The sequence below is a fragment of the Rugamonas rubra genome, from assembly GCF_900114705.1.
GTDB lineage: Bacteria > Pseudomonadota > Gammaproteobacteria > Burkholderiales > Burkholderiaceae_D > Rugamonas > Rugamonas rubra.
Window position 1 is genome coordinate 1 of the sequence record NZ_FOTW01000037.1, and the last position, 16,314, is coordinate 16,314.

The following is a 16,314-nucleotide window of genomic DNA, read 5'->3' on the forward strand; positions in this document are numbered from 1 at the left end:
GCCGTCGTGGTCGGCCCCGCCGGCGAGCAGGTCCATTGCGACGCCCAGGGCCGGGTCAAGGTGCGCTTCGGCGCCATGCGCGAGCAGGAGCACGCCCACGCCGAGGGCGCCGGCGCCTCCGGCACCGACCGCGACTCGGCCTGGGTGCGCGTGGCCAGCAACTGGGCCGGCAACGGCGACGGCAGGCACTTCGGCGCGCTGGCGCTGCCGCGCCCCGGCACCGAGGTGCTGCTCGCCTTCCTCGGCGGCGACCCGGACAAGCCCGTCATCGTCGGCCAGCTGTACAACATGGTGGCGCGCCCGCCCCAGCTCGGCCTCGGCGATTTGCCGGGCAACAAATACTTGTCCGGCACGCGGAGCCTGGAGATCGGCGGATCGCGCGGCAACCAGCTGCGCCTCGACGACACGCCCGGCCAAATCAGCGCGCAACTGGCCAGCGACCACGCCCGCAGCGAGCTGAACCTCGGCTGGCTGACCCAGCCGCGCGACCAGGGCATCGGCCAGCCGCGCGGCGAAGGCGCCGAGCTGGGCACCGACGCGCAACTGGCCCTGCGCGCCGGCAAGGGCATGCTGCTGAGCGCCTGGAAGCGGCTCGGCGGCGGCGGCAAGCAACTCGACCGCGCCGACTACCTGGCACTGATGCAGGACTGCGTCGACCTGTTCCGCTCGCTGGGCGACTACGCCGCCGCGCAGCAGGGCCTGCCGGTGGACGACAAGGCGCAGGACGAGTTGCAATCGGCCATCAAGCAATGGGACAACGGCAGCAACACCGCGCCCCGGGGCGCCGGCGGCGGCGGCGCCGTGGTCGGCGTCACGGCGCCGGACGGCATCAGCTTCGCCAGCTCGAAGGCCATCGTCAGCTACGCCGCCAGCAACATCGACACGGTGGCCCAGCAACACCTGCAGATGACCGCCGGCCAGCGCTGCAACGTCAACGCCGGCAAGGGCATCTCGCTGTTCGCCCAACAAGACGGACTGGCGGCGATCGCCAACCACGGCAAGGTGCTGCTGCAAAGCCAGCACGACAGCACGCAGATCGACTCGGCCAAGGACGTCAAGATCAGCGCGAGGGGCCGCGTGATCGTCATGGCCGAGGAGATTTTGCTCGTGAATTCGGGCGGCGCCTACATCAGCCTCAAGGGCGGCGCGCCCGAAATCGGCGGACCGGGCGAGCTGACCATCAAGACGGCCGGCCACAACTGGAACGGCCCGGCCAGCCGCAGCACCGAGCTGCCCACCTTCGGCGAGGGCGACTTCGGCCGCACACCGCAACTGAGGCGGCCCTCCGACGGCCAGCCCATCAAGGACGTGGACATTCACGTCGAACGTGACGGCGATGCCGTGCTGTCCGGTAAAAGCGACGGCAACGGGGAGGGCGGCAAGGTCGAAGGCAACCGCATCGAGCAGTTGGACGTGGGTTTCTACCAACCGGACTCGTGACCAAACCGCGTTACCGCCGCTCGGGCACGAACAGAACCATGTTGACTAGCCAGATCTGGAGATGCGATGAAAAAAACCACACCAAGGAAGGCGGCTGCGGACGGAGTCCCAGCCGCCGCGCCGAACCCGCTCGACGACCCGAAAAACATCGTCTTCGCCAGAACCTCGGCGATCACACTGCTGAACCACGACAAGCTGGTCATGTACGCGCAGCTGCCGCTACCGGGCATCGTCATCTTCGTCCATGGCGTCAACTCCGACGGCGAGTGGTACAAGGAGACCGAAAAAGGCCTGTGCGCGGGACTCAACGCGCGCCTCAAGCGCTGCGACGAGCACATGGTCTGCCCGACGGTGGAGGGCGGCCAGTTGACGCCTGCCACCTACATGCAGGAACTGACGCCTGACGGTTACATCAATCCAAAGATGAAATTCGATACGTTCATGGGGAACGACGACTATTTCACGCCGGCCGTCCATTTCCGCTGGGGCTACAAGGCCAGCCTCAAAGAGCTGCAGGAGTATGGCGACTCGGTTTATCTCAACGAGAAAAACTACTGGGGCGGCGGCCCCTTTGCCAACGGCTGCACGGCCCTGCCCGACCTGTGGGGCGATGGACTGTCCGACAATCTGTTCCTGTGGATGCACGTCCAGCATTTGAATCCGACCAACAACCGCAACGTCTATTCCTGCCCGCCCCGGCCCTACTACGTGCTGGCCGCGTTGCGGCTGGCCAGGCTGGTCGAGTCCATCCGGCGCAAGCATGCCGACGTGCCCATCACCATCGTCTGCCACAGCCAGGGCAACATGATCGGCATGGCAGCCGCCTTCCTTGGCGACCGGTTGGCGCCGGTCACCGACGTCAGGGGCGTCGAGGGCCGCTGCGTGGCGGATAACTACGTGTTGTGCAACGCCCCCTACCGCCTGGTGAACTCGAATTTCACCGAGGACTGGACCGAGGGGCACATGAAGGACAAGCACGGCGGCACCGGCCGCCAGACCGTGGCCGCCCGCACCGCCACCCTGCGCGCCTTCTTCGACATCGTCCGCCAGCCCGCCTCCAGGCAACAGAAGGTCGCGGACATCAACAAATTCTTGGAAAACGAAAACCATCCCTTCAAGGCCGAGGACGACCGGCTGCGGTATGGCTACGGCATCGCCCCCTCCACCTGCCAACGGGTGACGCTGTACTGCAATCCGCACGACCAGGTGATCTCGTCGATGACCGTGCAGGGCATAGGCTGGCGCGGCATGAGCGAGTTGGAGGTCAAGGAAACCGGAGGCAATGTCTTTCTCTGCCAACGGGTGTTTGCCGAAGGTCATAAGGTGGGCGAAATCGGCAAATACCATTTCTGGAAAAACCACTACAGGAAACCCGAGGCGGGCAGCGCCGGGTACTGGTTCCCGGAGTCGCCCAAGGCGGAGTATTCCTTGTCCAAGGGGATGGAAGCGAGTCGCGGGAAATTCGTCGGATCGGTGCTGACCATCTTCTCGGCGCCGTTCATGATCGTGGCCACCGCGCTGGCCGGGACGCGCATCAACGCATTGCCGGACGAGAACTGGGTGATCAAAGTCGAGGCGCCCGAGCTTCCCCATCCTTTCACGCCGGAAGCGCGACGCTTCGGTGCGGTGGAAAAGAAATTCGACCAGGCCTACGACGCCCCGGGGCAGTCGCGCGATGTCAAGCGCGATCGCGGGGCCGACGACCCGTATGCCGGCGACCGGCCGATCAAACAGCGGGAGGGCGAGGACGAGCGCGAGGCCAACGACGCGGCCAAGGGCAACCAGGCCAGCGAGGCCACCATGCGCTACGAGGACCATGCCCGCCTGCGCATGCAGGCCAGGCGCGAAGGCTGGGCGAAGAACGACCAGCAGGTCGTCGGGGAGGACAAGCCCGAGGAAGCCAGCACGAAATACAAGGAGTGGCGTGAAAAGAAGATCAAGACCTATCTTGCCGAAAACATCGACACCCACGCCACCAACCATTCGACCATCATGACCAACCCCATGCACGCGCAGGAGGCGCTGGCCTATGACGTGGCCGTTGGCCTGTGCCATATCCGCCAAAAGGACTTGCATGCGCTGAGGATGGCCGCAGATTGGCGTTTCCTGGATGGACTCGCGAAAGACGATTCCAACAAGCGCTTTGATGAGTACTTCATATATGGAGTTGTCAAAGGCGTTTCTCCTTACGAGTGGACGCGCGCCGGAAACAGCGAGGGGAGCATGCCGGACAAGATCGTCGACCAGCGCGAACATCCCGCAAGAACAGCTTCGCAGCGTCGGGGAGGACATCCATGAAGGCCTTGATTTCGACTATTCCCCGGAGAATGGGATGGTCCGCGCTTGTTTACATACTCACGGTCGGCGCCGCGATCGCGCTCAAATGGATTGCCACTGCCGACTCACCACGCGTGCTAACCGACGGAGAAATCATGTCCATGTTCCTGACCATGCCAACATTTGCCGCCATCGCCGCCTTCTCGTTCCTCACCGCCGCCTGCGCGGGCAGGCCCGTACCTGTCGTCGCGGAAACGCACACAGCACCCGTTGTCGCGGAGCCCGCGAAACCCTTCAAGGCCCAGGTCGTCGGCCTGCAATGGCTCAATCCCCTGCAACGCCGCGACTATTCGACCGAATGGCAATTGCTGTGGACTTTGGGCCTTGCGCAGCCCAACAAGAATGACGACATGGTGAGGACCGAGCCGGAAAAGTTTTCCACGCTACAAATGGTGGGGTCGATAGCGGCCGGAAATGACGGAGAAGAAACCTTTGAGGGCTATCATGAAAAGTATGTAAATCAACTCACCGTGCTTTTCCACGACATCTATTTCTCCAGTTCCAACTACTTCTACAACGCCCATTCGCTCAAAGACAAGACGACTTGGCGCGAGCTGGCCGGCATCCATGTGGAATATGCGCTACCTGAGGGAAAACTTGATCCAGTCGAGGCGGCGAAATTCACGCGAAACAATATAATCGCCTGCTTTAGCATTGGAAGCAGTCACTTTCCCACCGCTTGGACCCGCAGCACCCCGCCCGACGTGCGCGTCACAATGGGCGGTCCCAACGCCGGCTTCACCTCGCTGTCGGCGGCGCTGCGCCACCTCGAATCGCACCCGGATGAAACCGTCTGGGCCATGAACTGGGACGCCCCCAGCCGCCCCAAGGACAAGCAGATCAACGAGAACATGGTCCTGCTGGTGCTGGCCGGCCCCAACTACAAGACCGAGCGCGACGCGCTGGCCTGGATCGGCTATCCCGCCACCAAGTCCGCCGCCGACTTCGACAGCAAGAAGGGACTGCCGCCCCGCGCGGTGCAGGCGTCGCAGGCGGCCTTGGACGCCGCCGTCGCCAACGCCGGCAAGCAGAGCACCGACATCGGCTACGTGGTCCACGACGCCAACGTCGCCCACCCGGACTCGCCGGACCGCCTGCGCATCCTGGCGCACACCCTCTCGACCGAGGCGCCCGAGATCGACTTCATGAAGCACGCCTTTAACACCCCGGCGCTGCTGGGCGAGATGGGCGCCGGAACGGCGCTGACCAACGTCGCGCTGGGCATCGCCTACGCCAACCACTTCGGCAAGAACGTGCTGGTGGCCGGCACCACCGACGCCGAGCACCCCACCGCCGTGCTGGTTCTGCCGCCGGCCAAGGTGCGTCCCATCGACCCGGACAAGCCATGGTTCCGCGCACGCGGAGAAAACAACGCCTACCTGATGTGGTGGGGCATCCGCCATGACGCCGAAGGAGGCATGCAGGGCTATTCCAAATGACGGCCAATCAACCGCAACAGATTGAACCACAACCTATCCGGGAGGAAGCGCCATGCGCGGAGTCGTACGTTTGAACGACCCCACCAGCCATGGTGGCAAGGTGGTATCGGCCGCTCCAAAGAGCAAAGTGATGGGCGTGGCCGTCGCCCGCAAAGGGGACAGGTGCCTGTGCCCCCTGCCGGGCCATGGCCTCTGCACCATCATGGAGGGCGACCCCAAGGTGCTGATCGACGGCGTCCCGGTGGCCTTCAACGGACATAAAACCAGCTGCGGCGCGGCACTGATTTCCACCGTGTCAAACAGCGGTCGCGGCTAGCCAGAACCATTCGCCAGCGCTGTATTGCGGCCGCGCAAACAGCAGCGACATGGCGCCGGCCACGTTGCGGACGTGTCTATGCCTGCGCAGAAAATGCCGGCCCATGAGCGGCGTCAATGGCGGCGGCGGATTTGGCTGCATGCTAGGGAACTCGGCTTGCATGCCACCAACCCGGAAGGAGTGCGCGATGAGTTTGCCATCAAAGGTCTTATGGTCTCCGGGCTTGTGCCTGGGGCCCCAACAATTCCAGCAATTGGACCTCTACCACGAGTCGCGGCTGCAAAAAATCGCCTCGGCGATCAATCCGGATATTTGGGGTGTGCGCTCGGTGGGCTGGAACATCGACCAGCTGAGCAACAACCAGCTGGCCAGCTACAAGATGTCGCTGATTTTCCAGGACGGCGACATCTACGAGGCGCCCGGCCCGGACGAGTTGCCGGCGGTGGTGGATCTCAGCAAGCTGCCGTTGAGCGAGCAGAGCGTCACCTTCTATGCCGCCTTGCCGGCGGTGAAGGACCATGGCGGGAATCTGCTGGACCCGGCCACGCGGCACAATGGTGCGCGCTATTCGCCGGTGGCCACGGAAACGGCGGACCTGTTCGGCGATTGCCCCGGCGTCGATGTCATGTTCCTGAGAAAGCGCGTGCGATTGCTGTCCCATTTGGAGCCGCGCGACGACCACATCAGCTTCCCCGTGGTCCGGGTACGGCGGATGGAGGGCGGCGGCTTCGAAATCGATCCCACCTTCATGCCGCCCGGTTTGTCGGTCGGCGCGATTGTCGGCCTGCAGTTCTTGCTGAACAGTCTGCTGGGGAAACTACAATCGAAAATCGAGTCGCTCTACGCGCGCCTGCGCCAGCCGCGCAAGGACGTGATCGAGGTGTATGGCGGCGACATCATCCCGTTCTGGATGCTCAACACCATCAACACGGCGGCCGCGTCGCTGAACCACAGCGCCAAATATCACCAACACCATCCGGAAGTCCTGTTCGACAAGTTGAGCGTGCTGGCCGGCGGCATGATGACATTCTCGACCAAGTACGCGCTGACCGACCTGCCGACCTACCAGCACGAGGACCCCGCGCCCGGCTTCGCCGTACTCGACGCGCTGATCCGCGATCTGGTCGACGTCATCATTTCGTCGCGCTACTTCGCTATCCCGCTGGTGGCCAATAAGCGGTGCTATCGCCAAGGCAAGCTGGACGCGGGGAAAGTCGACGGAGAAACAGTGCTGGGCCTGTCGGTCATCGCCGACATGCCGGCCGTTGAGCTGGTAGCGGCGGTGCCGAACCTCTTCAAGGTCGGTTCGCCCGACCAGGTCGAGCGGATGGTCATGTCGTCAGTGAGTGGGATCAAACTTCACTACATGCCACAGGTTCCGCCCGAGGTGCCGGTCCGCCCGAACACCCACTACTTTTTGATCGACAGGAACGACCCCAACTATGACGGGATGATCAAGGCCCAGGCGATCACCATTTACTTTCCCGACGTCTTCGGTAGCATGACAATGGAAATGTTCGGCATAACGCCCTAAGCCGGCTCTGCTGGAGCCACCTTGCGCGCCGAAATGCAGCAGGGAGGCGCGCGGCCTCCCTGCTGTTGACTACGCCGGCTGGCCGGCGTTACGGCTTCACGAACTTCAAGGTCATGCGGTCGCTCTCGCCGATCGCCGTGTACTTGGCGCGGTCCTCGTCCTTGTTGGCGTAGGTCGGCGGCAGCGCCCACACGCCGCTCTTGTGGTCGGCCTTGTCCTTCGGATTGGCGTTGATCTCCGACTTGGCCGCCAGCTTGAAGCCGGCCGCCTCGGCCAGGCCGATCACGTAGCGCTCCGACATGTAGCCGGTGCTGGCCTGGGCATCCTGGGTCTGGCCGGCCGGCAGGCGGTGCTCGACCACGCCGAACACGCCGCCCGGTTTGAGGCTGGTGTAGACGCTGGCGAACAGGGCCTTCAAATTGTCCGGCCCGCTCGGAATCCAGTTGTGGATGTTGCGGAAGGTGAGCACCATGTCGGCGCTGCCGGCCGGCGCGAACTCGTATTTGCGCGGCGGCTCGAACACGCCCAGCTGCACCTTGTTGAACACGGTCGGCCGCGCGTTCAGGCGGGTCATGAAGCGCTCGGCGCCGCGGCGCGCGTCGGCGTTCGGCGAGGCCAGCTCGTTGCCGGCGGCGATCAGCTTGCCGCGCTCGCGCAGGTAGGGCGCCAGGATCTCGGTGTACCAGCCGCCGCCCGGCGCCAGCTCGACCACCGTCATGGTCGGCTTGATGCCGAAGAAGCTCAGCGTCTCGTAGGGATGGCGGGCGCCGTCGCGCAGCGCGTTGGCCGGCGTGCGGTTGTCGCCGGAAATGGCCGCCTTCAGCGCGTCGTCGGCCTGGGCCGTGCCGGCCATGCCGCACAATAGGGCGCTGGCCAGTAGTAGTCGTTTCATGCAAAGTCTCCTCGTGGTGGGTGGGATGCTGCGATGGACGGGCGACACGGCGGCGGTCGCCCTGCGCGATCATCGGCCAACTGCGCAGGCCGGTCAAGCGAATCCGCAGCGTCGTCACGCCGCCGTCCGGCCGGCGCCGCCGGCACTGTCCGCCTTCCGTACGCGGACACTCGGCGGACAGTCTGCGGACACTCAACGGACAGCGCGCGGACAGCCGGCCGGCGCGCTTGTCCGCCTCCCTGCCAGCATGCAAGCCGCTACCGCCGTGCCGCCTACCCCGGCCGGCCGCCGCCGCCCAGTGGCACAAATATTGCCTATCTCGTTTCTTATTTTGCTGGTAATGTTGCCGCTCATTACGCGATAGCGGGCCCCGACGTAATTGCAAAAGTATCAAGTAGTGGCGACACCCGCCAGTAGCACAAGCCGTGGCGTACAAGACCCGGCGCAACCGAGCAAGACCCCGCGTGCGGCCCGTCCGCAACCCGATGCGTGAGTGTTTTTTTGGAGATACTATGGAACGACGTGCATTTCTCAACATCAGTAGTCTGGCCCTGGGCAGCATGTTGCTGCCCGCCTTCGGACGCGCCATCGCGGCCGAGGAGCTGCTCAAGCCGGTGGCCCTGCAGTTCAAGAAAATGTTGGCCGACACCGCGCTGACGGCGGCCACCCAGGCCGGCGCCAGCTATTGCGACGTGCGCGTCGGCCGCTACCTGAACCAGTTCATCACCACCCGCGACCTGAACATCGAAAACGTCACCAACACCGAGTCGGCCGGGGTCGGCGTGCGCGTCATCGCCAACGGCGCCTACGGCTTCGCCGCCACCAACGACATGTCGCCCGACGGCGTGGCCGGCGCGGCGCGCCAGGCGGTGGCCATCGCCAAGGCCAACGCCAAGCTGGGCGGCGAGCCGGTGCGGCTGGCGCCGCAGAAGGGCGTCGGCGAGGTGGCCTGGGCCACGCCGTACAAGAAGGATTGGCGCACCGTGCCGATCCAGCAGAAGGCCGAGCTGCTGATCGCCGCCAACAAGGCCGGCATGGAGGGCGGCGCCAGCTTCATGCAGTCGCTGCTGTTCCAGGTCAACCAGCAGAAGTACTTCGCCTCCACCGACGGCTCCTACATCGACCAGGACCTGCACCGCCTGTGGATGCCGGTGTTCGCCACCGCCGTCGACAAGACCAGCAACAAGTTCCGCTCGCGCCAGGGCCTGTCCTCGCCGGTCGGCATGGGCTACGAGTACCTGGACGCGCGGCCGGAGGACAAGGTCAAGGCGGCCGGCGGCATCTGCACCCTGTACAAGAACTCCTACGACCTGATCGAGGACGCCCGCGCCTGCGGCCAGCAGGCCAAGGCCAAGCTGAGCGCCAAGTCGGTCGAGCCGGGCAAGTACGACCTGGTGCTCAGCCCCGAGCACCTGTGGTTGACCATCCACGAGTCGGTCGGCCACCCGACCGAGTTGGACCGCGTGCTCGGCTACGAGGCCAACTTCGCCGGCACCAGCTTCGCCACGCTGGACAAGTGGCAGAGCAAGAAATTCAAGTACGGCTCGGAGCTGGTCAACATCGTCGCCGACAAGACCACCCCCGGCTCGCTGGCCAACGTCGGCTACGACGACGAGGGCGTGCCCTGCAAGCGCTGGGACATCATCAAGGACGGCATCCTGGTCAACTACCAGGCCACCCGCGACCAGGCCCACATCATCGGCGAGACCGCCTCGCACGGCTGCTCCTACGCCGACAATTGGAGCAGCGTGCAGTTCCAGCGCATGCCCAACGTGTCGCTCCAGGCCGGCAAGAAGAAGCTGACCCCGGACGAGATGATCAAGGACGTCAAGAAGGGCATCTACATCGTCGGCGACGGCTCCTTCTCGATCGACCAGCAGCGCTACAACTTCCAGTTCGGCGGCCAGCTGTTCTACGAGATCAAGGACGGCAAGATCGGCGCCCAGCTGGAGGACGTGGCCTACCAGTCCAACACCCAGGAGTTCTGGAACGCCTGCACGGCCATCTGCGACGAGCGCGACTGGCGCATGGGCGGCTCCTTCTTCGACGGCAAGGGCCAGCCCAGCCAGTCGAGCGTGGTGTCGCACGGCGCGTCCACCACCCGCTTCAACGGCATCAACGTCATCAACACCGCCCGCAAGATCGGCTAAGCCCTGGAGAGTTCCGCGATGAAGAATCTGAATCAAGAAGAAGCGCAGCGCATCTGCGCCAAGGTGCTGGCCTATTCCAAGGGCGACGAGTGCGAGGTCAAGCTGAGCGGCAGCCGCAAGGGCAACATCCGCTACGCCCGCAACACCGTCTCCACCGCCGGCCTGGTGGAGGACACCCAGTTGTCGGTCGCCGTCGCCTTCGGCAAGAAGCAGGGCGTGGCCACCATCAACGAGTTCGACGACAAGTCGCTGGAGAAGGCGGTGCGGCGCGCCGAGGACCTGGCCCGCCTGGCGCCGGACAACCCGGAGTTCATGTCGACACCGGCCAAGCAGGCCTTCAAGGCCAGCGCCACCTTCAGCGCCAGCACGGCCGCCATCGACCCCGAGTTCCGCGCCCAGGTGGCCGCCTACAGCATCGAGAACAGCCGCAAGAACCAGCTGGTGGCGGCCGGCTTCTTCGCCGACACCACCTCCTTCGAGGCGATCGCCAACTCCAACGGCGTGTTCGGCTACCAGCAGGACACCGCCGTCGACTTCACCGTCACCGTGCGCACCGAGGACGGCCGGGGCTCCGGCTGGGCCAAGCGCAACGCCGGCGACGTCGCCAGGTTCGACGCCCGCGAGGCCTCCAACGTGGCCATCGAGAAGGCGCTGCGCTCGGTCGAGGCGAAGGCGCTGGAACCGGGCCGCTACACCGTGATCCTCGAACCGGCCGCCACCTCCGACCTGCTCGGCTACATGTTCAACGGCTTCGACGCGCGCCAGGCCGACGAGGGCCGCAGCTTCCTGTCGAAGAAGGGCGGCGGCAACCGCCTGGGCGAGAAGCTGTTCGACCAGCAGGTCAACGTGTGGGCCGACCCGTGGGACAAGGACGTCGCCGTGCTGCCCTGGGACGGCAACAGCATGCTGGCGCGCGAGCGCATGGACATCATCAAGAACGGCCGCGTCAGCGCGCTGGACTACTCGCTGTTCTGGGCCAAGAAGCAGGGCAAGCGCGCCGTCGGCCAGCCGGGCAACATCATCATGGCCGGCACCAACAAGTCGACCGCCGAGCTGATCGCCAACACCAAGAAGGGTGTGCTGGTCACCCGCACCTGGTACATCCGCATGGTCGACCCGCAGTCGGTGCTGCTGACCGGCCTCACGCGCGACGGCACCTTCTACATCGAGAACGGCAAGATCAAGCACCCGATCAAGAACTTCCGCTTCAACGAGAGCCCGGTGTCCATGCTCAACAACATCGACGAGCTGGGCCGGCCGGAGATAGTCGCCGGCGACGAGTCGCAGTACCAGTTGCTGATCCCGGCGATGAAGGTGCGCGACTTCAACTTCACCTCGCTGTCGGACGCGGTGTAACGGGCGCGGCGCTGAAGGTCGAGAGCCACGACGCAAATCTAGGGTCAGACCCTAGGGTCTGACCCTGGCTCTCCGCCTCTGGCTAGCATAGCAGCCGCCGGCACCAAGCTGGCGACGAAGCATCTGAGTACCGCAGTGAAGGTTGTGCCGTACTTCGCACCGTCACACGGCGGCGCGTTTCAAATTGTATGCATTAGGAGTCACAGTGGAACGACGTTCATTTCTCAAAATCGGCGCGGCGGCGGGCGGCGCCATGCTGGTGCCGGTGTTCGGCAACGCCATCGCCGCCGACGAGCTGCTCAAGCCGCAGGAGGTGCGCTTCAAGAAGGCCTTGGCCGACGCCGCGCTGAACGCCGCCACCCGGGCCGGCGCCAGCTACTGCGACGTGCGCATCGGCCGCTACCTGAACCAGTTCATCACCACGCGCGAGCTGAACGTGGAGAACATCGTCAACACCGAATCGTCCGGCGTCGGCGTGCGCGTCATCGCCAACGGCGCCTACGGCTTCGCCGCCACCAACGACATGTCGCCCGACGGCGTGGCCGGCGCGGCGCGCCTGGCCGTGTCCATCGCCAAGGCCAACGCCAAGCTGGGCGGCGAGCCGGTGCGCCTGGCGCCCGTGCAGGGCGTCGGCGAGGTGGCCTGGGCCACGCCGTACAAGAAGGATTGGCGCATGGTGCCGATCAAGGACAAGGCCGAGCTGCTGATCGCCGCCAACAAGGCCGGCATGGACGCCGGCGCCAGCTTCATGCAGTCGATGCTGTTCCAGGTCAACCAGCAGAAGTACTTCGCCTCCACCGACGGCTCCTACATCGACCAGGACATCCACCGCCTGTGGGCGCCGTTCACCGCCACCGCCGTCGACAAGGCCAGCAACCGCTTCCGCACCCGCGAGGGCCTGTCCTCGCCGGCCAGCATGGGCTACGAGTTCTTCGACGCGCGGCCGGAGCACAAGCTGCGTGCCGCCGGCGGCGTCACCACCTTGTACCGTGGCGGCTACGACCTGGTGGAGGACGCCCGCGCCGCCGGCCGCCAGGCGCGCGAGAAGCTGGGCGCCAAGTCTGTCGAGCCGGGCAAGTACGACCTGGTGCTCAGCCCCGAGCACCTGTTCCTGACCATCCACGAGTCGGTCGGCCACGCCACCGAGTTGGACCGTGTGCTCGGCTACGAGGCCAACTACGCCGGCACCAGCTTCGCCACGCTGGACAAGTGGCAGAGCAAAAAATTCAAGTACGGCTCCGAGCTGGTCAACGTGGTCGCCGACAAGACCACGCCCGGTTCGCTCGGCCACGTCGGCTACGACGACGAGGGCGTCGCCGCCAAGCGCTGGGACCTGATCAAGGACGGCATCCTGGTCAACTACCAGGCCACGCGCGACCAGGCCCACATCATCGGCGAGACCGCCTCGCACGGCTGCTCCTACGCCGACAGCTGGAGCAGCGTGCAGTTCCAGCGCATGCCCAACGTGTCGCTGGCTGCCGGCAAAAAACCGCTGACGCCGGACGAGATGGTCAAGGACGTCAAGAAGGGCATCTACATCCTGGGACGCGGCTCGTTCTCGATCGACCAGCAGCGCTACAACTTCCAGTTCGGCGGCCAGCTGTACTACGAGATCAAGGACGGCAAGATAGTCGCGCCGCTGGAGGACGTGGCCTACCAGTCGAACACCCAGGAGTTCTGGAACGCCTGCTCGGCGCTGTGCGACGAGCGCGACTGGCGCATGGGCGGCTCCTTCTTCGACGGCAAGGGCCAGCCGAGCCAGGTCAGCGCCGTCTCGCACGGCTCGAGCACCACGCGCTTCAACGGCATCAACGTGATCAACACCGCTCGCAAGATCGGCTAAGGGACAACATGAAACAGCTGAACCAGGAAGAAGCCAAACGCATCAGCGACAAGGTGATCGCCCTGTCGCGCGCCGACGAGTGCCGCGTGTCGATCAGCGGCAGCCGCAACGGCAATATCCGCTACGCCCGCAACAGCGTCTCCACCTCCGGCGTGGTCGACAACACCCAGCTCAACGTCAGCGTCGCCTTCGGCAAGCGCCAGGGCAGCGCCTCGGTCAACGAGTTCGACGACAAGTCGCTGGAGAAGGCGGTGCGCCGCGCCGAGGACGTGGCGCGGCTGGCGCCGGAGAACCCGGAGTTCCAGCCGGCCATCAAGCAGCAGCAGTACAAGGCCTCGGCCACCTACAGCGCGGCCACCGCCGCCATCGACCCGGACTTCCGCGCCGAGGTGGCTGCGCACAGCATCAACGCCGCGCGCAAGCACAATCTGGTGGCCGCCGGCTTCTTCTCCGACACCACCGGCTTCGAGGTGGTGGCCAACTCGAACGGCCTGTTCGGCTACCAGGAGCTGAGCAACCTGGGCTTCACCGTCACCACCCGCACCGAGGACGGCCGTGGCTCCGGCTGGGTCACCCGTTCGGCCAACGACGCCGCCAAGTTCGACGTGCGCGAGGCCTCGGCCATCGCCATCGACAAGGCGCTGCGCTCGGTCGAGGCGAAGGCGCTCGAACCCGGCCGCTACACCGTGATCCTGGAGCCGGCCGCCACCTCGGAACTGATCGGCCGCATGTTCGGCGCCTTCGACGCGCGCCAGGCCGACGAGGGCCGCAGCTTCCTGTCGAAGAAGGGCGGCGGCAACCGCCTGGGCGAGAAGCTGTTCGATCAACAGGTCAACTTGTGGGCCGACCCGTGGGACAAGGACGTGCCGGTGCTGGCCTGGGACGGCAGGTCGATGCTGCCGCGCGAGCGCACCAGCGTGATCAAGGACGGCCGCATCGAGGCGCTCGACTACAGCCTGTTCTGGGCCGCCAAGCAGGGCAAGCGCGCCAGCGGCCGGCACGGCAACATGATCATGTCGGGCGGCGGCAAGTCGACCGAGGAGCTGATCGCCTCGACCAAGAAGGGCATCCTGGTCACCCGCACCTGGTACATCCGCGAGGTCGACCCGCAGTCGCTGCTGCTGACCGGCTTGACGCGCGACGGCACCTTCTACATCGAGAACGGCAAGATCAAGCACCCGGTGAAGAACTTCCGCTTCAACGAGAGCCCGGTGTCCATGCTCAACAACATCGAGGAGCTGGGCAAGCCGGTGGTGATCGGCGGCGACGAGGTGCGCTACCAGATGTTGATCCCGCCGATGAAGGTGCGCGACTTCAACTTCACCTCGCTGTCGGACGCGGTGTAGCGCGCGCATGGCCAGCTACGACTTCTACTTCACGCGCCTGAGCTACGAGTCGGGCGACTGGGACGTCGATATCCGGATGCCGAGCAATGTGCTCAATTCCCTGGTCGAATACACCACCCTGCGCGTCGATCCGGTGGAGCGGATCGTCGCGCTGTCGGACCCGAAGATGCTGGAGGCGCCGTTCTGCTACTTCGCCGGCCACAAGCTGGTGCAGTTCAGCGCCGCCGAACGCAAGAACCTGGAACGCTATGTCAAGGGCGGCGGCTTCCTCTTCGTCGACGACTGCAACCACGACATCGACGGCCTGTTCGCCAAGTCCTTCGAGGCCGAACTGGCGCGCATCTTCGGCGCCAAGGCGCTGCGCAAGATCGCCAACAACCATCCGCTGTATTCGAGCTTCTTCCATTTCGACGGCCCGCCCAACACCAGCGTGGAGTTGAACGGCTGGGGCGACGATCTGGTGCACGACTACTTGAAGGCGATCGAGGTGGGCGGCCGCGTGCGGCTTTTGTACAGCAACAAGGACTACGGTTGCGAGTGGGACTACGACTTCCGCAACAAGCGCTGGCTGGTCATCGATAACACCCGCTTCGCCGTCAACATCATTCAATACGCATTGGGAGCCTGATAGTGTCTGCATTGTCGAACATGTCGCACAGCGCGAGCATCGCCTGGAGCGAGGACGAGATCGGCGCGCTGTGCGCCAAGGTGGCCGGCCTCAAGGCCAGCATGGCCAAGGTCATCATCGGCCAGGAGGAAGTGATCGACTCGCTGATCATTTGCCTGCTGGCCGGCGGCCACGCGCTGGTCGAGGGCGTGCCGGGGCTGGGCAAAACGCTGTTGGTCAAGTCGCTGGCGCAGGCCACCGACATGCAGTTCCGCCGCGTCCAGTTCACGCCCGACCTGATGCCGTCCGATATCGTCGGCACCGAGATTTTGGAGGAGGATACGGCGACCCGCAAGCGCGAGTTCCGCTTCCAGCGCGGCCCCGTGTTCACCCAGGTGCTGCTGGCCGACGAGATCAACCGCGCGCCGCCGAAGACCCAGTCGGCCCTGCTCGAGGCGATGCAGGAGTGCAGCGTCACCTTCGCCGGCCAGACGCACATGCTGCCGCGTCCCTTCTTCGTGCTGGCGACACAGAACCCGATCGAGCAGGCCGGCACCTATCCGCTGCCGGAGGCGCAGCTGGACCGCTTCCTGCTGCGCATCGACGTGGTCTACCCGAGCGAGGAGGAGGAGATCGCCATGGTCTCGGCCACCACCCACGCCGGCCTGGCCGACGCCGAGCCGGTGATGGACGTGGCCACCCTGCTGCGCCTGCAACAACTGGTGCGCGACATCCAAATCGGCGAGCACCTGCTGCGCTACGCCACCCGCCTGGTGCGCGCCACCCGGCCGGCCGACAGCGAAGTGGCCAGCGTGAAGAAGCACGTCGGCTGGGGCGCCGGTCCGCGCGCCGGCCAGGCGCTGGTGCTGGCCTCGAAGGCGCGCGCGCTGATGCACGGCCGTTTGGCCGTGACGCGCGACGACATCGCGGCGATGCTGCTGCCGGTGCTGGCGCACCGCGTGCTGCGCAACTTCGAGGCCGAGGCCGACGGCGTCGCCATCGCCGAGATCCTGCAGGCGCTGCGCGACCACGTGCGGCCGGAGTAGGGCCGCGC

The 16,314-nt window shown here is 65.4% G+C and carries 12 protein-coding genes; 11 read left to right on the top strand and 1 reads right to left on the bottom strand.

The genetic code is table 11. The features are described from left to right. The 5 genes from BM252_RS27480 to tssK form a co-directional block, all read left to right on the top strand. A partial coding sequence (locus tag BM252_RS27480; protein ID WP_139236782.1) for a DUF2345 domain-containing protein occupies window positions 1-1,440 on the top strand: 1,440 nt, incomplete at its 5' end. A 66-nt stretch (window positions 1,441-1,506) separates the two neighbouring features. After that, window positions 1,507-3,738, top strand: a complete 2,232-nt coding sequence (locus BM252_RS27485) for a T6SS effector phospholipase Tle3 domain-containing protein (protein WP_245774484.1) — start codon at window positions 1,507-1,509, stop codon at window positions 3,736-3,738. Beyond that, window positions 3,735-5,216 carry a virulence factor gene (locus BM252_RS27490; protein WP_093390857.1) on the top strand — a complete coding sequence of 494 codons (1,482 nt, stop codon included), beginning with the start codon at window positions 3,735-3,737 and terminating at the stop codon, window positions 5,214-5,216. The genes BM252_RS27485 and BM252_RS27490 overlap by 4 nt, the downstream gene beginning before the upstream one ends. A 52-nt stretch (window positions 5,217-5,268) precedes the next feature. Further along, entirely contained in the window at window positions 5,269-5,532 is a 264-nt protein-coding gene (locus BM252_RS27495) for a PAAR domain-containing protein (RefSeq protein WP_093390858.1), read from the top strand. Window positions 5,533-5,719: 187 nt separating this feature from the next. Continuing rightward, window positions 5,720-7,066: a type VI secretion system baseplate subunit TssK gene (gene tssK / locus BM252_RS27500; protein ID WP_093390859.1), complete on the top strand. Its 1,347-nt coding sequence runs from the start codon at window positions 5,720-5,722 to the stop codon at window positions 7,064-7,066. Between the two features lie 88 nt (window positions 7,067-7,154). On the opposite strand, the gene BM252_RS27505 is transcribed toward tssK, so the two are convergent. Further along, window positions 7,155-7,958: a class I SAM-dependent methyltransferase gene (locus BM252_RS27505; protein WP_093390860.1), complete on the bottom strand. Its 804-nt coding sequence runs from the start codon at window positions 7,956-7,958 to the stop codon at window positions 7,155-7,157. Between the two features lie 512 nt (window positions 7,959-8,470). Between BM252_RS27505 and BM252_RS27510 the strand changes: the two genes are divergently transcribed. From BM252_RS27510 to BM252_RS27535, 6 genes are all read left to right on the top strand, one after another. Further along, a complete protein-coding gene (locus BM252_RS27510; protein ID WP_093390861.1) occupies window positions 8,471-10,108 on the top strand; it encodes a TldD/PmbA family protein in 1,638 nt (545 codons plus the stop codon). 18 nt (window positions 10,109-10,126) lie between these two features. Then, window positions 10,127-11,464, top strand: a complete 1,338-nt coding sequence (locus BM252_RS27515; RefSeq protein ID WP_093390862.1) for a TldD/PmbA family protein — start codon at window positions 10,127-10,129, stop codon at window positions 11,462-11,464. A gap of 205 nt (window positions 11,465-11,669) precedes the next feature. Then, entirely contained in the window at window positions 11,670-13,307 is a 1,638-nt protein-coding gene (locus tag BM252_RS27520) for a TldD/PmbA family protein (RefSeq protein WP_093390863.1), read from the top strand. A gap of 8 nt (window positions 13,308-13,315) precedes the next feature. Continuing rightward, complete coding sequence (locus BM252_RS27525; protein WP_093390864.1) at window positions 13,316-14,653, top strand: TldD/PmbA family protein; 1,338 nt, start codon at window positions 13,316-13,318, stop codon at window positions 14,651-14,653. A 7-nt stretch (window positions 14,654-14,660) separates the two neighbouring features. After that, window positions 14,661-15,281 carry a DUF4159 domain-containing protein gene (locus tag BM252_RS27530; RefSeq protein ID WP_093390865.1) on the top strand — a complete coding sequence of 207 codons (621 nt, stop codon included), beginning with the start codon at window positions 14,661-14,663 and terminating at the stop codon, window positions 15,279-15,281. 2 nt (window positions 15,282-15,283) lie between these two features. Then, entirely contained in the window at window positions 15,284-16,306 is a 1,023-nt protein-coding gene (locus BM252_RS27535; RefSeq protein WP_425442382.1) for an AAA family ATPase, read from the top strand. The last annotated feature ends 8 nt before the right edge of the window (window positions 16,307-16,314 follow it).

Excerpts from the sequence above, each read along its gene's own strand:
- BM252_RS27485 (WP_245774484.1), top strand. The coding sequence starts at position 1,507 with ATGAAAAAAACCACACCAAGGAAGGCGGCTGCGGACGGAGTCCCAGCC.
- BM252_RS27490 (WP_093390857.1), top strand. The coding sequence starts at position 3,735 with ATGAAGGCCTTGATTTCGACTATTCCCCGGAGAATGGGATGGTCCGCG.
- BM252_RS27495 (WP_093390858.1), top strand. The coding sequence starts at position 5,269 with ATGCGCGGAGTCGTACGTTTGAACGACCCCACCAGCCATGGTGGCAAG.
- tssK (WP_093390859.1), top strand. The coding sequence starts at position 5,720 with ATGAGTTTGCCATCAAAGGTCTTATGGTCTCCGGGCTTGTGCCTGGGG.
- BM252_RS27505 (WP_093390860.1), bottom strand. The coding sequence starts at position 7,958 with ATGAAACGACTACTACTGGCCAGCGCCCTATTGTGCGGCATGGCCGGC.
- BM252_RS27510 (WP_093390861.1), top strand. The coding sequence starts at position 8,471 with ATGGAACGACGTGCATTTCTCAACATCAGTAGTCTGGCCCTGGGCAGC.
- BM252_RS27515 (WP_093390862.1), top strand. The coding sequence starts at position 10,127 with ATGAAGAATCTGAATCAAGAAGAAGCGCAGCGCATCTGCGCCAAGGTG.
- BM252_RS27525 (WP_093390864.1), top strand. The coding sequence starts at position 13,316 with ATGAAACAGCTGAACCAGGAAGAAGCCAAACGCATCAGCGACAAGGTG.
- BM252_RS27530 (WP_093390865.1), top strand. The coding sequence starts at position 14,661 with ATGGCCAGCTACGACTTCTACTTCACGCGCCTGAGCTACGAGTCGGGC.